This window comes from Rothia sp. P5764, assembly GCF_048512965.1.
GTDB lineage: Bacteria > Actinomycetota > Actinomycetes > Actinomycetales > Micrococcaceae > Rothia.
In genome coordinates this window covers 31,215-52,765 of sequence record NZ_JBLXXQ010000005.1, presented here as the reverse complement: position 1 = coordinate 52,765, position 21,551 = coordinate 31,215, and the positions used below count along the sequence as shown (strand labels likewise).

The following is a 21,551-nucleotide window of genomic DNA, read 5'->3' as shown; positions in this document are numbered from 1 at the left end:
CATTCTCTGGGGCTAGATAAAGCGCAAGGAGAGGGCTCCCGAGTAGCATGGAGTCATGCGCGAACTACAGGCTCACATTATTGAAGAACTGGGTGTTAAACCCACTATCGATCCCACCGAGGAAATCCGCAAACGCGTGCAGTTCCTGGTTGACTACCTCAAAATTACCGGGACCCGCGGCTTCGTGCTGGGCATTTCCGGGGGACTAGATTCCACCCTGGCGGGCAGGCTCTGCCAGCTCGCGGTGGAGGCGCTGGAACTTGAGGATATCCAGGCCGAGTTTATTGCCGTGCGCCTACCCTATAAGGTGCAGGCCGACGAGGAGGACGCCCAGGCCGCCCTGCGCTTTATCATGCCCCAGCAGACCGTGACCTATAACGTTGCGGCGGCTGTTGATGGTTTCGAGTCGGCATTTGCCGATGCCACCGGCCAGCCGATTTCGGACTTCAATAAGGGCAACGTCAAGGCGCGTGCGCGCATGATCGCCCAGTACGCCCTAGCCGGTGAGAGGAACCTGCTCGTGGTGGGGACCGACCACGGGGCGGAGGCTGTGACCGGCTTCTTTACCAAGTTCGGGGACGGCGGGGCCGACATAATGCCTCTCTTTGGCCTCAACAAGCGCCAAAACCGTGAGCTGCTCAAGGTTCTGGGGGCTGAAAAGAGGCTCTGGGAGAAGGTGCCCACCGCTGACCTGCTCGATAGCAAACCGGGCCGTACCGATGAGGACGAGTTGGGTGTCAGCTACGACCAGATTGATGACTATCTTGAGGGTAAAGAGATTGACCCTGCGGCTGCTGAGAATATTGAGGGCCGTTTCTTGCGCTCACGCCATAAACGCACCACCCCGGTCACCGTCTTTGATACCTGGTACAGGTAACACTTTTGCTTGAAGTCAGCCCCGCCCGGCTTGGTGCGGGGCTGACTTTTTAAAGTCTTATCGGAGCGGAACCTTGAGCGCTGTGCCCTTGGCTGAGCCAACTGGCTCGGGGCTGGCGTTAAGGGTCTTGGAGAGCTTGGTGTCTTGGGCGCTGTGCCCTTGGTTGAGCCAACTGGCTCGGGGCTGACGTCAAGGGTGTTGGCATAGGCCTGGTATTCAAGCTCTGTGCCCTTGGTTGAGCCAACTGGCTCGGGGCTGGCGTTAAGGGTGTTGGCGAAGCCAAGGGCACAGAGAATTAGAGGCGGTAGAAACCCTCAATAGCGCGGGCCAGGTAGGCCATATCAGCTACGGTGGTCAGCTCCCGGGCCGAATGCATAGACAAGAGTCCAACACCCACATCGACAGTTCGCATACCCAGGCGGGTGGCGGTGATAGGCCCAATGGTAGAGCCGCAAGGAACATTGTTGTTCGATACGAACTCCTGGTAGGGAACCCCAGCGAGCGCACAGGCCTGAGCGAAGATACCGGCCCCCACCGCATCGGTAGCGTAGCGCTGGTTGGCGTTGATTTTGAGCAGGGGCCCGCCACCGGGTAGGGGGCGAACGGTGGGGTCGTGGTGGCCGGTGTAGTTGGGGTGGACCAGGTGCCCCGCATCGGATGAGAGGCAGATGGAGGCGGCCAGGGTTCGGCGGTAGTCCTCAACAGTTTCTCCCCTGGCCTGGGAGAGTCGAACCAGTACGTCTTCGAGGAAGGGCCCGGCGGCACCGGAGCGGCTTTCTGAGCCGATTTCTTCGTGGTCGAAGGCGGCCAGCATGACGGTGTGCTGGGGGTTGTTCGGCTGGTGGGCGGCGTAGCGGGTGAGGGCGGTCAGCCCGGCGTGCACGGAGCTGAGGTTATCCAGACGGCCCGAGGCAAAAAGTTCCTGGTTTTCGCCGAAAACGCTGGGGGGTGTTGCATCGGCGAACATGAGGTCGTAGCCCACGATGGTGGCGGGGTCTACCGGCCCGCCATCGGCGTGTTCTGCTAGGTAGGCCAGGACGTCTCCGGTGGAGTCCCCGAAGCCCCAGAGCGGGTAGAGGTTGCCCTGCTTATCCAGCTTAAAACCGTTGTTGGCTTCTCGGTCCAGGTGGATGGCGAGCTGGGGTAGGCGGGCGATGGGTCCGGTGGCGACCAGCCGGTTTTCTAGGTGACCGTCGAGCAGTAGGGTCAGGCGTCCGGCTAGGCGCAGTTCTCTGTCGAGCCAGGAGTTGAGTAGGGGTCCGCCGTAGACTTCGACTCCTACCTGGTTCCAGGTCAGGGTGCGGATGGATGACTTAGGCTTGACTTTGAACCCCGGTGAGTCGGTGTGGGCACCGAGCACACGGTAGCCGGTATGGGATTGGGTACCAGCCCAGGCGATGATCGCTCCGTCGCGCACCACAAAGTGTTTGCCGGTTGCTGCGGAGCTATCCCAGGTTGCTTCTTCATCAAGCGGGGTGAAGCCGGCGGTGCCTAGGCGGCGGGCGGCTTCTGCGGCGGCCTGGAAGGAGGTGGGTGAGGCGGTAATAAAGGCCGCCAGGTCATCGATGTTGGTGCGGGGGTCAAGCGGGGTATCAGCCGGAAGAGTCATGGGACACATTTTACCGGACGGGGGCGGGGCGGGGTGTTGGCTGTTCTTTGACCCAGACCTGCGCGGGGCGGGTGCGGGCTAGGTTCTTCTTCTTGGCAAGGAGCACAACCACAAGCACGAAAATACCGTTGGTGATCAGTGATGAGGTAAAGCCTGCTAGGTTAGAGCCTTCTTGCAGGAAGGGGTCAGCCAGGCCAAAGACCCCGAAGGTCATAGCGACGAGGTTATTGACCGTGTGCAGGGCGATTGCGGCTTCAAGCCCGCCGGTGCGCCAGGTGATGTAGCCTGCGGCGATCCCCAGTGTCAGGACGGACAGCTGACCCCAGAGGTCGTACATGTGGCCCAGCATGAAGAGTGGGGCGGGCAGGACGATAGCCCAGGCCGGGTGTTTGAGCCAGCGGCCGATGCTTTGCATGAGAAAACCCCGGAAGACCAGTTCTTCGGCATAGGCCTGAAAGGGAACAACGAGGCCAATACAGATCAGGAGCACTATGAGGGTTGTGCCCTGAGCTTGGGGTGCGAGCTGGTAGGTGCTCCCGGTAGCTGCATCAAGGGCCAGGGGGATCAGAACCATGATGAGTGTGGACAGGCCCAGGCATACCATGAGCCAGCCCCAGCGCAGACGGCCCGCAACGGAGTGAATCAGACCCCAGGGCTTGGGGCCCATGATGAGGCGGGCCAACCAGAGGCAGGGGAACATGAGCGCTACCGACCCGAAGAGCACTGTGAAGATAAGGGGGTCTGTAAGGGCCTGGGCTTGGAGCTGGGCGGTCATGTCGCTGGCTGTGGCGGTGGCATCGATGGTCATCTGCCCGGAGGTGGCCTGCTCCTTGAGGGCGCTCATCAGGCTGGGTATGAGCAGGGCTATGCTCAAGATAAGGGCCAGAACAAGGTAGAGGGGAGCACCAATTACTGCCTCAACCAGGGGTTTCCACCAGCGGCTCTTGGGGTCGGTCAGGGCTAGGCGGTGGTAGCCCAGCTCTTGGTGCTCTTGCCGGTAGCCGGGCCGCCAGCCTACCGGGGGTAGGTAGGGTGGCGGCTGGGTGTTCGGGGTCTGCGGAGTGACGGGGGCACACCAAGGCACCGCTTGCTGTGTCTGAGCAGGGGGTGTGGTTTCTTGGGCGGGTCCGTATTGGGGAGGCATCTGCGAACTAGTCATAGTATCTACCCTAGGTATTTTTGGGGAGGCCCGTAGGGGCTTGACCCTAGATTTTGGTTTGGGTGCTCGCTAACTGTTGACGGTAGCGGAAGGCCACCAGAGCCCAGAGCAGCACCAGGGCGCTCAGGCAGATGATGGGCAGGGCGGAGAGGCTCAGCGCCAGGTGGCTGAGCTCGTCCAGGTTGTGGGTGGCCGGGTCCATGCGGATACCGATGCGCATCGGCCCGTAAATCAGACCGGCACAGCCCAGTACCGCTAGACCTGCCGCCAGCCAGCGCACCGGTTTGGTAGCTAGGGCGAAGAAGACGGGGAAGGCGTCCAGCCACAGGCCCGCCATGAGCAGGGGTAGCCAGATGTTGTGGTGGGACCAGGAAATCGGTGACATGGCCAGCATGAGGAAGCCGTTGAGGGCTATCTGTGACAGCACCATGCCCCGGCGGTGAAGAACCGGAATCAGGTAGGCAACCCCCGCCAGTAGGGCCACAATAATGCTGCCGCGCAGGGCGGTCAGCAGGGGGCCTTCGGTCAGACCTAAGTGCAGGAGCCAGCCCAGGGTGGAGATGTTGTCCACGTAGTTGATGTTTCCCACGCGGGAGGGGTCAGAAATGGCGTAGAACCAGAACTCGCGGGCGGCGGCGGGCATAAAGACGAAGCCCGCGGCTACCGTAGCCAGGAAGCTAGCGCCCAGGGTGAGCAGGCCCTTGATGTCCCGGCGCATGAGTAGAATCAGCCCAAAGGCCAGCGGGGTGAGCTTGATACCGCCGGCAATACCGATCAGGACACCGCGCGGCAGACGACTGGCAGGGCGGAGCAGATCAGCCATGACCAAGAGCAGAATCAGGGCGTTAATCTGGGCTAGGCCGATGCTGCGGTCCCAGGGGCTGAACATGGTGATACAGGTAGCCAGAACAAGAACCAGTGAGCGGCTACCGAGGAGGGCCTCACCGGGTACGGTTACCCCGCGTAAGCGGGCGTAGTTGAGCACCAGAACCGAAATCCACAGGGCTGCACTCATGGCCAGGAGCGTCATCACTCCAGCGCCGACGCCCAGGGGCAGGAAAGCAAAGGGGGCAAAGACCATGACCGCAAAGGGCGGGTAGGTAAAGGGCAGGGCAATAGGCTTGCCCTCTTGCAGGTAGTAGTTATAGAGGGTTTTACCCGGGTAAAGGTCGCCAAAGACCACGCCTGCGCCGGTGCGGTAGACCTCGAAGTCCTGGCCGTTGAGAAAGATGGAGTGGCGAATGTGCCACTGCATGACCGCTAGGCAGAAAATAGCGGTCAGGATCGGCCAGATACGGTGGCGAGCCGGTAGCGTGGCGCTCAGGCGAAGAATGTTCACAACTAGCTACTCCTGGGGGTCCGCAGCCGTTCCCCGGTCCCTGGTGGCCGAGTCTTTGCGGACGGCGACCAGCTTGGTTCCCCTGCGGGTTTTGGCTCTACCGGGTAGGCGCTTGTCCACCCCTTCTTTCTTACTGGTTTCCTTCTTGGGTAAAGCCGCTATGCGCAGGGCTAGTTCTAGCACCAGGAGCCCCAGGGCCGCGTAGAAGACGTAGTAGGAGGGGTAGAAGTAGTAGAGGCTGGCGTTCCATCCTGCAACCGTTGCGCCCAGGGCAACAACGGCCAGGGCAAGAATAATGATGTGGGCCAGTGAAAACTTACCGGTGCCCTCACGGTTACGCCAGCTGATGTAGATAGACATGAGCGCAAAGAGGACGGGGAAGAAGATTTGGCCAGAAAGCGCCATGGTGTCATCGGTGTACCGGAAGATACCGAGAGCTTGGATGATTGCGGTGGCGGCCAGGATCAGGGAGGCAGGCAGAGTTTTCACGAGAGATTACTTTACCGTTCTTTAGGCAGTGACGAAGTAGATGATGGCGGTAACGGTGAAGATACTGCCAGCGGTGAGGGCGGCGGCTAGTTCGATGAGCATACCTAGACCCATAGATTTGAGGGCGGCCCAGGTGCTTGCCAGCGAGGTAGTAAGGTCACCGCCGCTGCGGGTGGTTTCGCTCAGGAAGAGGGCAAGTGCGAACCCCACGAACAGGCCAACCACGGGGATAAGGAACATGCCGGTTACGGCACCGACCACTCCCCAGAGGATAGATGAGTTGGGGATAGCCCTGCGTTTGAGGGTGCGCCCAGTCAGGAGGGCTTGAGCCATCATACCGGCAAGGACGATGGGTGCGCCCAGCCCTAGAAGCCACCACCCTTCGGGGCTCCGCAGGGTGAGGCTCCAGAGCAGGATTCCTGCCAGGACGGCCAGGGAGCCGGGCAGAACCGGGTAAACAATACCGATACAGCCTAGGGCAATGAGCAGAGCGGCCCCGAGAGTGATAAGGAAAACGAAATACATGCCTCTAGTTTATGGAATTTTTATACAAAAAATCCTAACGTGCGTGGGGCGAGCCCAATTTCCATGATAAAATTGGTGTTTAAAATATACTCCCTCAGCTAGTATTTAAAAAAGATAAAATTAAATTTTTAAGAAATCCCAGCCACCTCCAAACAGCACCTTGAACCCTAAATATAAAACTAAGGATTTTAAATTGAAAAAAACGCTAACAACATTATTCCTCATAACTTCAACTGTCATGGCTACCGGTTGTGGTGCGGAAAATACCAATGTCAACGCAAGCCCTTCAAGCGATCAGAAAATTGGAAAAGAGCAATCTTTCGAGAATAAAAAATATGTAATTTATATTGACGAAGGTAGTATATCGAAGGATGTATCAACCCTAGGCGGTGACTACGATAAATATTATGATAAGTACATTAAATATATTGCTCCAAACGGTAAACCCATTACCATAGTTGCTGCTAGCCAAGTTACAAATGAGCAAGTTCTGAAAGCATACAATATACTGAGTTTTTATCTTACAAATACAGCAAAATACGATAAAACTGCAGTGGCTAATTCCATGGCCGACAACGGAGCGGTTCTTGTAATGCCAAACGGATCTGATGGGGATGGAAAAACACCTGAAGATGCCCTACTGGGACAACCCCTCTATCAGATGGAAACGCCTACTGCAGGCAGCAAATGGTACATGGACAATGACTATTCACACAGGGATGCCTCCTACGAAGAAATCTTTCATTTAGTCCACGGTGAAGGCATAGGCACAACTACAAGGCCTGCCGCTGAATCTGAACTAGCTCAAAAAATAAAATCGGGAATGGATAAAGCTCTCCCGCAGAATAAAGCGGACTGGGGCCAGAAAGGCCTGTGGGGGCTAAATTCTCTTGACTGGCTCAAAGAGCTAGAGGCCGAGGGTAGCTTGGAGAACGAGTATATAGTTTCTGGGATCGACTCCTATTATGGCCTCTGGGAAGCATATACCGAAAATGATAAGGGGATGTGGGGAATTTACATTCCTAAAAATAGATCTCAAGTACAAGAAAAGGACCCGGCGGCGTACGAAGTCATCACTGATTTTGTCGGCCCAGAGCTATCCTATATGGAAAGAATTTCACCGGATTTTGACGGAACATTCAAACTCTACTTGGATCAGAACGAAACTTACACCTTCAAGTCACAATATAATCAAAATGCTAGACTTACAGGTGCCAAAAATTCTAATCTTGAGGGCAACAACCTAGACAACATCTTATTGGGGAATAAAGGTAATAACATTATCGATGGCAAAGATGGCAATGATGTAGTTCAGCTATCTAGTAAATCGACTGAGTACGTTCTTACCCGAGATGGCGAGGATATCTTAATCAAAGATAAAAAATCTAGAGATGGCGAGGACACCCTCAAAAATATAGAAATTTTAAGATTCACTGATAAAGATATTCCAGTAGATGAAATTTCATAACTAAAAGCCCGCATCAGCCGTAGGGCATAGGCTTCCTATGGCGACGAACCGCCTCCAGTTGATATAATCCGCATAGGATATACGATATTTTGGAGTGATGATGGCGGAGCCCACCCCCCAGCAACCAGAGAACGCACCTAAGCCGCATCAGGCACCAGGCCCGCAGGGGTCAGGGAACTCCCCCACCGCACCCACCCGTGGCTACCGGCAGGAACTCAGCATCGGGACCCGCCCCGTAGATGCACCCGGCGCCCCTATCAGCGAGCGCCAGGCCCGCGATATAGCTACCGGCCGAGCAACATGGCACCGCAAGGCCTCCAAACCCGTCTCCCTCTGGATGTTTGCGCTTTTTGCGGTGCTCATGACCCACCGGTGGATTCCCGAGTCGCTCTGGCTGATGGTGCACATGGTGACCCTGGGGCTGATAACCAACTCTATTCTGGTCTGGTCCCAGCACTTTACCGAGGCCCTGCTCAAAAACAAGCTGCCCGACAGCGCCCGCCCGGTTCAGCTGGTGCGCATCTACACGCTCAACGCTTCGATAGTTGTGCTCATGGTGGGGGTCATCTTCAACCTCTACCCCCTGACCCTGATTGGCTCGACCGGGGTGGGGCTTGTGGTGGCCTGGCACGGGCTGGCCCTACTTCAGCAAATGCGTTCTGCCCTGCCTGCCCGTTTCGGTACCAGCATTAGGTACTACATTGCCGCCTCCTGGCTCCTGCCCCTGGGTGCTACTTTCGGTGCACTCCTGGCCTACGACGGCACCAGTGCCACCTGGCATTCCCGCCTACTTTTAGCCCATGAGGCAGTGAACGTCCTAGGCTTTGTGGGCATCACCGTGGTCGGCACGCTCATGACGCTCTGGCCCACGATGCTCCGCACCGTCATGCTCCCCGATGCTGTGGCACGTTCTTCCCGCGCGCTGGTGCTCATGTGCGCCGGGCTCACGCTCACCGTCACCGGTGCCCTCATGGGGAATGTTCCCCTGGCTACATCCGGCCTGATACTGTACGCCGCCGCCCTGATTCTGGTGGGTGTGCTCATGGTAGGAACCACCGCCGCCAAGAAACCCTCTGACTACCCCACCTTCTCGGTGGCTGCCGGTATGGTGTGGCTGCTGGTGGGTGTCCTGTGGGCCGCCGTCCTGGTACTCACCCAGGGCTTAGAGAGCCTGAGCCTACGCCCCATCACCCCCGTCTTTGTGGCAGGCTTCTTAGCCCAGGTGCTGTTGGGCGCCATGAGCTACCTGCTCCCCGCGCGGATGGGCGGTGGGCCTAAGGCTGTGCGTGCCTCTAACCGGGAGTTCAACCGCTTCTCAGCCGGCCGAGTCACCATGATTAACCTGGCTCTTCTGGTCTTTATTCTGCCCGTGAACATCACCGGCTCATGGGTACGCACAGCGGCCTCCCTGCTGGGAGCTTTCACCCTCTTCGCTTTTATCCCGCTCATGCTACGCGGGGTCAAACAGTCAGTAGCTATCCGCAAAGCCATGATTCAGGCCCGCGCCCGGGGTGAAGCCCCCGTCCCAGACCCGGAAGCCCAGCGCCCCCAACCGGTACCCCACCTGCGCCATGCCCTCATCGGTGCGCTGGCAGTGGTGCTGGTTGTAGGCCTGGGAGTGGCAGCTGATCCCGCCGCACGGGCACGACTGGCGGCAGGCGGGACCGGTTCCGCCGCTACCGGCCAGACCACCACCCTGACCGTTGAGGCAACCGCCGACATGCGCTTTACCCCCAACACCGCCGAGGTACCCGCAGGCAACCGGCTGGTCATCGAAGTCCACAACACCGATACCAAGAACGCCCACGACCTGACCTTTGCCAACGGCACCTCCACCGGGCGCATCAACCCCGGGGAAACAAAGACCGTAGAGGTCGGCACCATCACCCAGGATCTGGAAGGCTGGTGCTCCGTCATGGGCCACCGGGCCATGGGCATGACCTTTCAGGTAACTGCCACCGGCGCTACCAGCACTCAGGGCACCGGCGGTCAGCAGGCCGGGCACACCGCCGCAGGCCAGGTACTCTCCCCCACCGACATTGACCTGCAAGGCGACATCTCAGCAAACTACCAGAGCCGGGACGCCGCCCTAGCACCCATCCCCGAGGGCGAAAACATCAACGGGCGCACCGTCCACCGCCAAACCTTCGAGGTTCAAGAACTCACCCGCGAAATAGCCCCCGGCACCACCCTGAACGCCTGGACCTACAAGGGCTCCTACATGGGCCCCACCCTGCACGGCAAAGTCGGCGATATTTTTGAAATTACACTGGTCAACAATGGCAGTATGGGGCACTCCATCGACTTCCACGCCGGCACCGTAGCCCCCGACCAACCCATGCGCACCATAGCCCCCGGTGAAACCCTGGTCTACCGCTTCGAGGCTGCCGCCTCAGGCATCTGGCTCTACCACTGCTCCACCATGCCCATGAGCACCCACCTAGCCGCAGGCATGTTCGGCGCGGTAGTCATCGACCCACCGGACCTGCCCCCGGTAGACCGCGAATACCTGCTCGTCCAAAGCGAAGTCGCGCTCACCCAGGCCGGTAACACCCCCGAAGGCATACTGACCAACATCTCACCCGAAGGCCTGGCGGCAGGCACCCCCACCCTCACCCTCTGGAACGGCCACGCCACCCAATACCTACGCGACCCCCTGACAGCAAAAACCGGTGAGCGCGTGCGCATCTGGGTACTCAACGCCGGCCCCGGAGGCGACCTCAGCTTCCACATAGTCGGTAGCCAATTCGACACCGTCTACAAGGAGGGCGGCTACCTACTCCAAGGCGGAGGGGACGCTTTCGGCAGCACCAAGGGGGCCTCCCAAGCCCTTGACCTAGCCCCCGCCCAAGGTGGCTTCGTGGAGATGACCTTCACCGAGGCAGGCACCTATACCTTCGTCAACCACGACTTCGCGGCCGCCGAACGTGGCGCTCGCGGTCAGATTAAGGTCACCGACTAGTCATTCGATAAGAAACCTGATGCCCCCGGCTCTACTAGAGCCGGGGGCATCTTGTGGGGGTTGGGTACGTCACCTTCGGGGGTATCAGGGGGCTTTTGGCCCGCTCTCAGGGTCGGTTTTCAAGTAGGCTGTTACTAATGACTACTGAACGCACCAAGCCCAAAATCGCCCTGCGCATCGGCGCGGGGTTGCTTGCGCACTGGCACATTCTTTCATCAGCGGTGCTGATGGGTGTCGGTGTCGTGGGGCTTTCTGCTACCTACGAGGACTACTGCGGGCGCACCGATTTGACCTACGCCCCCACTGAGCTTCGTGATGATATTGAAGGGGCCGCTCAGGTAGCCGGTTTGCGACCGGGTGTTTTAGCGGCCCAGCTCGAAACCGAATCTGGTTGGCGGCTGACCGCGCGTTCCCACGCGGGTGCGCACGGCCTGGCCCAGTTCACCCAGGACACCTGGGACATCTGGGGCAAGGGCGATATTGATAGCCCCGAAGATTCTATTGCCGCGCAGGGCCGCTACCTGGCCTATCTTTCAGAGCGGCTAGCTCCTTACGCTAAGGACCAGACTCCTCTGCAAGATCTCGTCTTAGCTGGCTATAACGCTGGCCCCGGCGCGGTAGAAGAATACGAGGGTATTCCCCCCTACTTTGAAACCCAGAACTATGTGGCAAAAATTGATGAACTGGCCGCCACCAAATATGCAGTGACCTGCTCCCCCTCCCCTGAATTTACACAGGCCAGGCTGGTTGGCTAAAACCTGCCGCACCTGCCTGCAGAACACACTGAGCAGAGCATGAAATAGAGTGCCTAGGCTAAGTCAGCGCGGGATAATGGAGCTAAACCTACTGTAAGGAGATCCCATGACTGATTCCCTCTTCCCCCTGGGCAAGCCCGCACCCGAAGGCGCTTTTACCGGCAAAGCCTACATGCACCCGCTGGCCCCCAGTAGCCAGCTCCAGTCACTAGCCGTCACCTTTGAAGCTGAGGCACGCACTAACTGGCACACCCACGATGTTGGCCAGCTCATTGTGGTGACCTCCGGAAGCTGCATCTACCAGCTTGAGGGCCAAGAACCCCGCACCCTCACCCCGGGCGAGGCTTTCTTCTTTGAACCCGGTGTTAACCACTGGCACGGGGCCACCGCAGAAGGGCCCATGACCCACATTGCGGTGACCCCCTTCAACCAGGCCGGTGAGTTCGTCACCTGGGGTGAACCCGTGGACGACGCCACTTATCGGGGTTAGTTATACAGCAAAGGCCCCGCCCGGTCTTCTGCACCGTGCGGGTGCCAGAATAAGGGGCGGGGCCAGCTCACTCTATGAGCGCTCAGAATCTAGCGCTTCTGGTAGAGCGACTTCTTCTGAAACTTAGGGTCGCTGGTCACCAGCATGCCCAAGGAACGGAAAATACCCTCATCCACAGATCCAAGAATCGTGGTGGTGTGAACATCCACCCCACGCAGGTTCTTAAGCTGCTCTAGGGCGGCGCGGGCATCCTCATCATGGGCCGCTGACGTTGAGAGAGCAATCAGCACCTCATCGGTATGCAGGCGCGGGTTCTTGCTACCCAGGTGCAGGGTCTTGAGACGCTGGATGGGTTCTAAAGCCTCGTTGGACAGCAGGTGCTTGTTATCGTCCAGCCCGGCCAGGTGCTTAAGAGCGTTCAGCAGGGCAACAGCCGAACAGCCCAGAAGATCGGTGGTCTTACCGGTGATGATGGTGCCATCGGACAGTTCCAGGGCGGCGGCGGGTGCGCCGGTGGACTCCTGGCGGGCACAGGCAGGCTCTACCACCGGGCGATCGGTAGGCTTAAGCCCGGCCTTAGCCATAACCACAGCGGCACGATCCGACTGGGTGGAGTCCAGGCCACCGCGAGCCTCATCGACCAGGGCCTTAAAGTAGCGGCGGATAATCTCCTGCTCCGAAGCGTAGCGGCAGGCGGCATCGTCAGTGATGCAGTTACCGGCCATATTCACGCCCATGTCGGTGGGTGACTGGTAGGGGCTGGTGCCGGTCATTTTTTCCAGGAGCACCTTCAGCAGGGGGAAGGCCTCAACGTCACGGTTGTAGTTAACCGTGGACTGGCCGTAGGCGGTCAGGTGGAAGTGGTCAATGACGTTAGCGTCATCAAGGTCCACAGTGGCGGCCTCATAGGCCAGGTTGACCGGATGTTCTAGGGGCAGGTTCCAGATAGGGAAGGTTTCAAACTTGGCGTAGCCCGCCTTAACCCCACGCCTGTTCTCGTGGTAGACCTGCGAGAGCGCGGTAGCCAGCTTGCCAGAACCAGGGCCGGGTGCGGTGACAACCACCAGATCACGGGTGGTTTCCGCGAACTCGTTACGGCCCAGCCCCTCTTCGGACACAATCAGGTCGGTGTTGGTGGGGTAACCAGGAATGACGCGGTGGCGCGAGACCCTCAACCCCAGTCGCTCTAGGCGTTGCTTGAAGGCAAGAGCCTGGGAGTTATCGTCCTCCATCTGGGTCAGCACAACGTGCTCAACCAGAAAACCGCGGTCGCGGAAGACATCGACCAGGCGCAGAACATCGTCCTCGTAGGTAATGCCCAGGTCGGCGCGAATCTTGTTGCGTTGCAGGTCCTTGGCGTTTAGGCAGATCAGGATTTCTACCTCGTCGCGTAGCTGCTCCAGCATGGCAATTTTGTTGTCCGGGGTGAAGCCCGGCAGGACGCGGGAGGCGTGCATATCGTCAAAGAGTTTGCCGCCCATTTCTAGGTAGAGCTTGCCGCCGATGTGCTCGCGGCGCTCCTGGATGTGCCGGGACTGCATCTCAATGTATTTTTCACGGTCAAAACCAATTTTGTTCACCATGGAATTCAAGCCTAGCAAGCCCGCACCGCCCAGGGCAGGGACGGCGCGGTGAGAGTAGGCACTCTAACCCCGTGGTGGGTCGGGACTAAGCTAACCTCAGGCCTGTTCCGGCCTAGCTTTCCAGGTGCAGAAGCCTCTCCGGGTAGTCAGTGAAAACGCCCGTGGCACCCCAGTTTTTGAGCTCATTGGCGCGGGCGGCGCTATTGACCGTCCACACATTGACCCCGTAGCCGGCCTGGCGCAGGGCTCTCACGCTTGCGCAGGTCAGACCCCGGTCCTCCAGGTGGGCGGCTTGAGCATCAATTAGCTCTAGGACCGAGAGCCAGTCAGGTTGGAAGGTCTCGGCCACAAAGAGCGCCCCCACGGCGTACTGCGGGGCGCGGCGTTTGAACTCAGCTAAGAGCAGGTGATTGAAGGAGGACACGATAACCTGCCGTGCGGGGTCAAGGTGAGCCAGCTCAGCAATGACCCGGTCAATGAGCAGGTGGGAGCGTTCTGCCCCCTGTTCGTTGGATTTAAGTTCGATGTTGAGGCTCAGCCCGCGCTCGTTAGCCAGGGTGACGAGATGGTCCAGGGTGGGTACAGGCTCACCGGCGTAATCGGGGCAGAACCAGGAGCCGGCGTCTGCGGTGGCAAGCTGGGCGGCGGTGTAGGTGTAGAGGGAGCCGGTCAGGTTGCTGGTGCGGTCTAGGTCGGTGTCGTGCAGGAGGACGGGGGTGCCGCAGGCGGCTAGGTCTACGTCGGTTTCGACCCAGGTGGCACCGGCGTCAGCGGCGGCGGTGAAAGCGGTGAGGGTGTTTTCGGGGCGGGTTCCGGAGGCTCCCCGGTGGGCAAAGATACGCATAGCACCATTATGGGGCAGGGCGGCGGTGGGGACGCTCACGTGCGGGCAAAGCGCGGGTGAACGGTGGGTGGCAGTTCAGTGCCGGAGCCGCCTGCGCTGGCCTACCCATGCCCACATAGCTCATCTACGTCTCCTTGCAGGCTTAGCCTTCCCCCCACCCACCACAAACTGAATGCGGTGAAAACCTTCACCAGCGTGTTCAAAGCACACGCGCATGAAGGTTTGCGCCGCACACTAAGCACCGGGTCCGCAGATCAGAGCTTCGCCACGGCATCAACATGCCACAAACGAGACCCAAGTCACGCCATACTGTAGGTATGAGATCAAAAGTATCGCGTGTTCTAGCAGTTGCCTGGGTCCTCTCACTGGCTGGCATATCTGCAGGGTTCAGCTTGCTGAACCGGCCGGATGCCGACCCGAGCCTTGGCTCTTTCCTCGCTGTAGCCTCATTTGGCCTGGCTTTTGCCACAACCCTGGCGGTGGCCTTGGTCGCCCCATCATCACACCAGGCTCCGGAGCTGTAAGCTCCCAGAAACCCAGGTGTCTTCCCCTCTTACGAAAGGTTGGCCTCATGCATCAGAAACTGGATATGGGCCACATGTTTACTTACTCAGCTTTTCTTGCGGCCGCAGTGATTGCACTACTGGCGGTTGAGTGGCTGCTTATTTCTGCCATAGCCAGTGACCCGGTCGCTATTTTTACCCCCGTCTCGGTCATCTCTGCGATGGGGCTGGGGGTCGTCTTTGCTCCCTCTCTCCGGAAGCACGCGCAGAGATCGGAGCGGACTCCTTAAAACACCGCATGAAAGGATGTAGGTATGCGCAAACCGTATATGTTCTACGTTCTCTGGACTGCCTTCATTTTGGCAGGCTTTTCACTCCAGATGATTATCCGCGACCCCGGCCACGGGCACATCATTTTTGGGATTCTCATGACGGCTGCCGGAACCGCAGTTGTGTATGCCGTTGGCAGGCTATCAAGCAAAGCAAGAAACCGGGACTCATAAAATGTTAGCGGTAGCTCCCGCCCTCCCTTTACCTGCCGCTACCTAGAGCCAGCCCTTCACATAGGCCATCAGACCCAGAACTGCACCGACTGCCATACCGAAGTAAATCGGGCCGTTACCTTCCCCGTGAGGCTCTTTTGGGGTGACCTCCGGCGTTTCTGTTTCAACAATCCGGAGGTAATTTTTTACTCCCCCAATAGCGCTACCCGATAACATGCTAGGTATGAATGAAAAGAATCGGGCCAAGATCAGCAATAGTATTGTTGCCTGGGTTCTTGTTGCCCTCCTGGCAATAATCTTTGTCGTTGTTGCTTTTGTTGACCAAAGCTACAGGTCTGTTGTCCTGTATGTTGCCTGCCTTGCCTCTCTTGTTGCTCTAGCTTTCATTGCTTACCGGAACCGGCAGGACACCTAGCAGGTAAGCTACGGGAGCCCTGGGCTCCCCCGCTCTTTGAAGTTTGCGTTGCCCACGGATATGGAGGTCCTCATGGGTGCTCCCACCGCTGCCTCCCGCGTGTGGAAAGACCGTTCCCTGCTACCTATTGCCCTAGCAACTGTCGCAGCGGGATTTTCCTTCTACGTCCCGGTCAGCGCCCTGTTCCTGACATCCAGGGGGCTGTCCCTAGAGGATATTTTCCTGCTGGAAAGCATCCTACTGGCCAGTATTCTCGTAGCCGAGGTGCCTTCTGGCCTGGTGGCAGACCGGGTAGATCGGCGTTGGGTCATCCTGACCGGTTTTGTGTTCAACGCGGTGGCCGAGATACTTTTTGCCGCTGGGCACTCCCTAGGCGCTTTTGCCTTATCCTTCGTATTCAGTGGGCTGGGCATTGCCATGCTCACCGGTGTGCAGGACGCCTATATTTATGACTCGCTGGGTGAGACCGCCGACGATATTTCGGTAGGTGTATGGGGTCATTTGAGTTCCTTAGAACTGGGGGCCGGGGTGGTTGGGTCTGTTGCCGGCGGTTTAATGGCGGCGCATAGCCTTTGGCTACCGGCTACCGTCAGTGCTGTCTTTGCGCTTGGTGCCGCTGTGGCTGTTGCTTTCCTGCCCGGCCAGCAACCTACAAAGGCTAATGGCCCGGAGCCTGAGAACACTTGGGCAAGCCTTAGAGGTGGTACCGGCTTGCTTTTGACCAACCCTGTTCTGCTCTATACGGCGGTTGCCTCCAGCGCGGCCTTCGTCATTTTTAACGCTGTTTTTACACTCAACCAGCCACTGTTCCAGGCTGCGCAGGTACCGGTCGCCACCTGGGGAATCATCGGCGGTTCGGCACAGTTGCTGGCCGCTCTCTATAACCACTATGCCAGTTCGGTGGTTGATCGTTTGGGCCGCAGGAACAGTCTGCTCTTGGCTATGGGCTACGGGGTTGCAGGGTTCGGTTTGATGGTTGTCCCGCACCCTGCTGCTGTGATTGCGGGGTTTGTGCTGGTGGTTCTTGGTATGCACGCGCGAGGCCCCATCACACGGGCTGTGGCTAATAAGGTTATCCCGGCGCACCGTCGAGCCACGGTACTCAATGTTGCTAGCACTCTTGGTAGCCTGGTGGGTATAGCTGTGAACCCACTGATTGGGTGGGGTGCCGGAGCCAGCCCGGGCGGTACTGTTGCCGCACTTGCGCTTGTGCTGGCGCTCATGGCACTCCTGTGGCTACCAATCGCTCACCGCTACCTTGATGAGGACACTAGCACCCCCGGGACTACCGAAAGTTGAGTGACATGGGTAAAAAGTACCTTGCCCGTCCGGCCACCATGGTTATAGCCTCCTTAGGTCTTGTATCTCTTGTCCTTGCACTATCTCTTGGACTTCCCTTATTTCTGACGGACAGGACGGGGAACATTTTGCCCGCCCTGTTGTCCTCGATCTTTGTGCTAGTACTCCTGGACGCGGCCTACCTTTCCCTCTTTAAGGTGCAGGTGCACCTCGGCTCCGCCCTGGAAATCAGGGCACCCCTGTGGCGCAGGGACATAGCCTACTCGGATATCGTGGCCGTCCAGACGGAAGAAGATTCTGGGCTCAATTCCGGGGCTATTAACTGGCCTGTTGTCAAGACCGCGCAGGGATACCGGGTCAATATGGGCGGAAAGTTCCGCGTGAGTCTCACCGTGAAGGACGGTAGCGCCTATGAGGTTGTCATGAAGGATCAAGCGCAGGCCCTAGACCTCGTGCAGACCCTGGAGCAGGTCAGAAAAGACAGCGGCCACACAGGCTCTTAGACCCCACCAGATATACCTGCCCTCACATGTGGAGAGATATCATGAACGACTACCACCGCATTTGGCTGGGTGCGTTCCTAATTTTCCTAGCACGGAGGGGCATTCCCGGCATTTAGAGCTCTACGATACACCGGCTAACAAGTAGCCCTACATATCTATCAGATAGTGCCATAGATATTGAACTTTAAGTTCAATAAATAAAACCTTTATCAAAGTGCGCCCTTCATCCACTTATAGAAAATATTGACATTTTATATCCCTGTTAGTAGCTTCTAAGCCCAAAAAATGCTCAAATAGATATTGAATTCAGTGATAACCCTTTGCACACATGGGGGGTAAACCTGTTTCACGCACACAACAATTTTCATTTACACACGTCAAAGGCACAGTTCGCATGAAAAATATAAAGAATAAACTTATCGGCGCCCTGCGCACAGCTAGTTTAGGAACGTTCATCTGTGCAACGGTAGCATCAAGTCTCTTGACAGTAGGTGCAAACACATCCCCCGCAGCTGCAGTCACAGCGTCTGGAACCTATCAATCCTACGGTGCTTCTCAATACCACGTGTACGCCCACGGCATTGACTGGTCACAACCGGTTGGTGTGGTCTATTACTTGGACGGTGACTACTGGTATAACTCCCAGTCAAAAGTTCATTCACCCAATTCAAATAGCGATTTATTGAATATGGCGCGTATTGCAAATGAACGCAATATGGTATTTGTACCTGTAATTTCTCCAGACAAGAATTCTTCAATCAACGGTATCACCTGGTGGGAGGATCAAGACGCTAACGGCGATTATTTCCGCTCCTTTGCGCAGTGGTTTGAGTCCCACGCTGGTATCGATCGGAACCGTATCTGGACTATTGGCTACTCTGGTGGGGCCGAATTCCAATCTTTTGAACTCAATTCCGACCAGCAGGAATCCTGGCGTAGCGGTGGCGGCTCAATTATGGTGGGAGGCGGTGGATATGGACAGATGCAGACCATCGCTTCTGAAAATTTTAAAGCTCAACCCATGTACTGGTTTGTGGGCAAAAACGATGGTATAGGCGTTACCTGGCCTCACAACTGGTCCGCCTTAGGCGCTGCCCGGTCTGGTTATACGAACTACCGTAATCAGGGTTTCTGGAATACCCAGATTACCTACACCGAGGGAGATCATTATGCCTATAACTTCCCGTGGATCCTGGAGACCTCTCTATCTCGTGCAGGCGTGCAAAAACGCAATTCCAGCACCGTTAACGGCTTTAAGCTCCAGGGGGCCATCGGCAACTACTACTGGTCAAAAGGTGGGCCTAGCGCATTAGGGAACCCCACGACCAACGAATTCAGTGTGACATACGGCGGTGTGGCCCAGGAGTTCTCTTCGAACAGCACTATTTACTGGCACCCATCTATTGCTACTGCGCGGGTATGGTTCTCCGGCGGTATTGGTGCACGGTACCGTCAGCTAGGTTACGAGAATGGTATAGGTTACCCCCTGTTTGACGAAACAGCTATATCTGGCGGTGCTGTGCAAAAGTTTAAAATTCCTAATGGTGGGGTAACAGCTCTATACTGGGCTGCTCATTCTGGCAGGACAGTTACGGTATGGGAACCCGGCGGTATAGGTAGAAAGTTTACTGCCGGCGGAGGCACGGGTGCCTTCGGTTTCCCGGTTGAAGATGAGACTGTCTATTCATACGGTGCCCGCCAAGTCTTTGAGCGGGGCTGGGAGCAGTCCCGTTTCTACTGGTCACCTGCTACCGGCACCCATGTGATGAACGGTCGTGGAGGTATCTTCTGGCGATGGGCCGGTAAAGGTGCCGCTAACACTGTAGGGTTTCCCAGCTCTGATGAGTTAGGGGTCCGCGGTGGTGGCGCAATCCAGTTCTTTAGAAACCGTTCAGGTTTTGAATCAGCCTTCATTTGGTCCCCCAACACCGGAACTCACGTGCTAAGTGCTCGTGGTGGCTTGTATTTTGCCTGGCTGAATCACGGGCATACTGACAAGTACGGTTTCCCCTCCAGCGATGAGACGGCGAACTCCGACGGTTCTTACTTTGTTGATTTCAGCAAGGGGTACAGGCTGACGTGGACTCCTGACGGGCGCATTACTGAGTCCCGCATCTAAGACGTACACGGGTAAAGCACGGGTTAGCTGTTGAGCTAGCCCGGGCTTTTTGAAACCTTCACCAGGAAATCTGCACGGAACAGGGGTACATCCCGGGAGTATAGGAATTTTCAGTCGGTTGAAAGTATCTGAGGCCAACATTTTTCTGTTGTCTCCTCTACCTCAGCCCCAAGAAGACAGCCGCGAGCGCGACCCCAAAGAGCGTGCCCAGGGCCAGCTCAGGGACGGTGTGTTTGCGCAGGTAGTAGCGGGAGTAGACGGTGCTAGCCCACACTCCTGCACCCACCGCGTAACCCAGGGTGGGCAGGGGCGTGTAGAGCGGGAAGACCAGGGCGAAGAGGGCGGCCACCAGTGCGTGCATACTGGCCTTAATTTTGAGGTTGACCAGGGCAACGACCAGCAACATAGCCACCGACAGGTTGAGGGCCAGGGGCACCTGGCTACTGGTATCCACGAAGTTCAGGGCCAGCGCCCCGGCGGCGAAAGAAAGCAGGGTGCCCGCATAGAAGGGGGTGCGCTGTGCCCGGTCTTGGATGAAGCGGTCCCCTACCCTGCCGGTGCGGTGCATCCAGAGGGAAAGGGCCAGGGGGATAGCCACGATAAAGAGGAGTGAGAGCGCCACGGGTACGACCCAGGTGGGGTCTGTGGCGATCGCAATGATGGCCAGCAACAGCCCGGAGAGCACAAAGGGCGAGAAGATTTCGGTAGCGGCTTTGCTGGCTTTCTCTAACATAGGCTCCACCTCTTCTCCTGCGATCTGCTGCGAATAATATAAAGGTGCGGGGCGCAAGCCTCACCCTGCGCCCGCACCTATTACCCTCGGCGGGGATTACCCGGCAAGCACCTCAGCCAGTCTCTTGACGCCTTCGGTCAGAGCCTCTGGCTCGATAGCGGAGAAGGCGATGCGGAGCTGGTTAGCGCCGGGATTGACCAGTTTCCCCTCGATTTCTACCGGCTCGTAGAAGGCTGAACCGGGGATAAAGACCACACCGGCTTCAATGGCCGGGGCTAGGGCGTCAGTGGCGTCGGCGTACTTGCACCCTTGGGGCAGGGTTAGCCAGGTGAAGAAACCTCCCTCAGGCACTGTCCAGGTGGTGCCTGCGGGCATGTACTTCTGACAGGCATCCAACACAGCCTGGCAACGGGCCTGGTAGAGGGCGGCGGTGCGGCGGGTATGGGACTCCCACAAGCCCTCACTCATAAAGCCCAGCACCAGGCGCTGAGAGAGCACCGAAGGGCAGATGGTGACGGCTTCACCGGCAATCTGCAAGAACTTGCGGACGCGGAAGGGCGCGACCATCCAGCCCACGCGCACACCGGGCGAGAAGACCTTAGAGAAGGAGCCCAGGTAGAGCACGTTCTCGGGGTCCAGGGAGTAGAGGGAGCGGCGGCGCACCCCGTCAAAGGAGAGCTGGCCGTAGGGGTTATCTTCCACAATCAGTACGTCAGCTTCGCGGCAAATACGCACCAGCTCTTGACGGCGCTCATCCGAGAGGGTGATGCCGGTGGGGTTCTGGAAGTTGGGGATGGTGTAGAGGAACTTGACCTCTTTACCCTCAGCGCGGATGTCAGCAATGGCTTGGGCGACAGCGGCGGGGTCCAGGCCGTCCTGGTCGAGTGCGACCTGGCGCACATCAGCCTGGTAGCCCTCAAAAACGCCCAGGGCACCGGTGTAGGTGGGGCCTTCTGCCAGAATGACATCCCCGGGGTTGACGAAAAGTTTGGTGGCCAGGTCCAGTCCCATCTGGGAGCCTGCGGTCATCTGAACATCGTCCACGGATGGGCGGGCACCTTCAGATTCCATGAACTGGCAGACCAGCTCAGCCAGTTCTTCCAGGCCCGCGCCGGAGCCGTACTGCAGAACTTCTAGGCCCTCTTCTTGAATGATGCGGGCACTCATAGCACCGAGCTGTTCCAGCGGCAGCAGGTCCAGGTCGGGGTTTCCACCGGCCAGGGAGATGATGCCGGGGCGCATGGCGACCTCAAAAACATCGCGCACTGCCGAGGGGCGGAAACCGGCGGCACGGTCGGCAAAGTGGTGCATGATGCGGGCTTCAGCGGGGGTCGCTTCTGCCAGCAGGTTAGCTATTTTACTCAAGGGTCTGCCTT

Annotated in this window: 21 protein-coding genes; 12 read left to right on the top strand and 9 right to left on the bottom strand. The window is 58.0% G+C overall.

The annotated features are described in order from the left end of the window. Positions 1-55 precede the first annotated feature (55 nt). Positions 56-877 carry an ammonia-dependent NAD(+) synthetase gene (gene nadE / locus ACN08Y_RS08185; protein WP_419100284.1) on the top strand — a complete coding sequence of 274 codons (822 nt, stop codon included), beginning with the start codon at positions 56-58 and terminating at the stop codon, positions 875-877. 295 nt (positions 878-1,172) lie between these two features. Here the strand turns inward: nadE and ACN08Y_RS08180 are convergent, their stop codons facing one another. The 5 genes from ACN08Y_RS08180 to ACN08Y_RS08160 are packed head-to-tail and all read right to left on the bottom strand — an operon-like array spanning position 1,173 to position 5,998. After that, a complete protein-coding gene (locus ACN08Y_RS08180) occupies positions 1,173-2,486 on the bottom strand; it encodes a M18 family aminopeptidase (RefSeq protein WP_419112373.1) in 1,314 nt (437 codons plus the stop codon). A gap of 10 nt (positions 2,487-2,496) precedes the next feature. Beyond that, entirely contained in the window at positions 2,497-3,645 is a 1,149-nt protein-coding gene (locus ACN08Y_RS08175) for a lysostaphin resistance A-like protein (RefSeq protein ID WP_419112372.1), read from the bottom strand. 46 nt (positions 3,646-3,691) lie between these two features. Continuing rightward, positions 3,692-4,984, bottom strand: a complete 1,293-nt coding sequence (locus ACN08Y_RS08170; RefSeq protein WP_419104943.1) for a glycosyltransferase 87 family protein — start codon at positions 4,982-4,984, stop codon at positions 3,692-3,694. Between the two features lie 6 nt (positions 4,985-4,990). Next, complete coding sequence (locus ACN08Y_RS08165) at positions 4,991-5,473, bottom strand: hypothetical protein (RefSeq protein WP_419112371.1); 483 nt, start codon at positions 5,471-5,473, stop codon at positions 4,991-4,993. Positions 5,474-5,494: 21 nt separating this feature from the next. Next, positions 5,495-5,998: a DUF456 domain-containing protein gene (locus ACN08Y_RS08160; RefSeq protein ID WP_419104945.1), complete on the bottom strand. Its 504-nt coding sequence runs from the start codon at positions 5,996-5,998 to the stop codon at positions 5,495-5,497. 193 nt (positions 5,999-6,191) lie between these two features. Between ACN08Y_RS08160 and ACN08Y_RS08155 the strand changes: the two genes are divergently transcribed. From ACN08Y_RS08155 to ACN08Y_RS08140, 4 genes are all read left to right on the top strand, one after another. Further along, positions 6,192-7,466: a hypothetical protein gene (locus ACN08Y_RS08155; RefSeq protein WP_419112370.1), complete on the top strand. Its 1,275-nt coding sequence runs from the start codon at positions 6,192-6,194 to the stop codon at positions 7,464-7,466. A gap of 100 nt (positions 7,467-7,566) precedes the next feature. Then, positions 7,567-10,428 (top strand): multicopper oxidase domain-containing protein, encoded by a 2,862-nt coding sequence (locus tag ACN08Y_RS08150; RefSeq protein ID WP_419112369.1) that lies wholly within the window; start codon positions 7,567-7,569, stop codon positions 10,426-10,428. Between the two features lie 137 nt (positions 10,429-10,565). Beyond that, the gene (locus ACN08Y_RS08145; RefSeq protein ID WP_419100291.1) at positions 10,566-11,183 is read left to right on the top strand and encodes a lytic transglycosylase domain-containing protein; all 618 of its coding nucleotides are present in this window, start codon (positions 10,566-10,568) and stop codon (positions 11,181-11,183) included. Positions 11,184-11,289: 106 nt separating this feature from the next. Then, on the top strand, positions 11,290-11,673 hold the full coding sequence (locus ACN08Y_RS08140; protein WP_419100292.1) for a cupin domain-containing protein: 384 nt from the start codon (positions 11,290-11,292) through the stop codon (positions 11,671-11,673). Positions 11,674-11,762: 89 nt separating this feature from the next. Here the strand turns inward: ACN08Y_RS08140 and ACN08Y_RS08135 are convergent, their stop codons facing one another. Both ACN08Y_RS08135 and ACN08Y_RS08130 read right to left on the bottom strand, forming a co-directional pair. Further along, positions 11,763-13,256, bottom strand: coding sequence for a DUF1846 domain-containing protein (locus ACN08Y_RS08135; RefSeq protein ID WP_419112368.1), 1,494 nt, complete (start codon positions 13,254-13,256; stop codon positions 11,763-11,765). 112 nt (positions 13,257-13,368) lie between these two features. Continuing rightward, the gene (locus ACN08Y_RS08130) at positions 13,369-14,100 is read right to left on the bottom strand and encodes a glycerophosphodiester phosphodiesterase family protein (RefSeq protein WP_419112367.1); all 732 of its coding nucleotides are present in this window, start codon (positions 14,098-14,100) and stop codon (positions 13,369-13,371) included. A 317-nt stretch (positions 14,101-14,417) separates the two neighbouring features. On the opposite strand from ACN08Y_RS08130, the gene ACN08Y_RS08125 reads away from it, so the two are divergent. From ACN08Y_RS08125 to ACN08Y_RS08095, 7 genes are all read left to right on the top strand, one after another. Then, positions 14,418-14,624, top strand: a complete 207-nt coding sequence (locus ACN08Y_RS08125; RefSeq protein WP_419112366.1) for a hypothetical protein — start codon at positions 14,418-14,420, stop codon at positions 14,622-14,624. A gap of 47 nt (positions 14,625-14,671) precedes the next feature. After that, on the top strand, positions 14,672-14,893 hold the full coding sequence (locus tag ACN08Y_RS08120) for a hypothetical protein (RefSeq protein WP_419104951.1): 222 nt from the start codon (positions 14,672-14,674) through the stop codon (positions 14,891-14,893). Positions 14,894-14,917: 24 nt separating this feature from the next. Further along, the gene (locus ACN08Y_RS08115) at positions 14,918-15,106 is read left to right on the top strand and encodes a hypothetical protein (RefSeq protein WP_419112365.1); all 189 of its coding nucleotides are present in this window, start codon (positions 14,918-14,920) and stop codon (positions 15,104-15,106) included. A 223-nt stretch (positions 15,107-15,329) separates the two neighbouring features. Beyond that, entirely contained in the window at positions 15,330-15,521 is a 192-nt protein-coding gene (locus ACN08Y_RS08110) for a hypothetical protein (RefSeq protein ID WP_419100295.1), read from the top strand. Between the two features lie 72 nt (positions 15,522-15,593). Then, positions 15,594-16,820, top strand: a complete 1,227-nt coding sequence (locus ACN08Y_RS08105) for an MFS transporter (RefSeq protein ID WP_419100296.1) — start codon at positions 15,594-15,596, stop codon at positions 16,818-16,820. 5 nt (positions 16,821-16,825) lie between these two features. After that, entirely contained in the window at positions 16,826-17,323 is a 498-nt protein-coding gene (locus ACN08Y_RS08100; protein WP_419112364.1) for a hypothetical protein, read from the top strand. Positions 17,324-18,038: 715 nt separating this feature from the next. Continuing rightward, positions 18,039-19,442, top strand: a complete 1,404-nt coding sequence (locus tag ACN08Y_RS08095; RefSeq protein ID WP_419112363.1) for an LGFP repeat-containing protein — start codon at positions 18,039-18,041, stop codon at positions 19,440-19,442. 157 nt (positions 19,443-19,599) lie between these two features. On the opposite strand, the gene ACN08Y_RS08090 is transcribed toward ACN08Y_RS08095, so the two are convergent. Then, a complete protein-coding gene (locus tag ACN08Y_RS08090; protein WP_419112362.1) occupies positions 19,600-20,175 on the bottom strand; it encodes a hypothetical protein in 576 nt (191 codons plus the stop codon). 96 nt (positions 20,176-20,271) lie between these two features. After that, positions 20,272-21,540 (bottom strand): PLP-dependent aminotransferase family protein, encoded by a 1,269-nt coding sequence (locus ACN08Y_RS08085; RefSeq protein ID WP_419112361.1) that lies wholly within the window; start codon positions 21,538-21,540, stop codon positions 20,272-20,274. Positions 21,541-21,551: the final 11 nt, after the last annotated feature.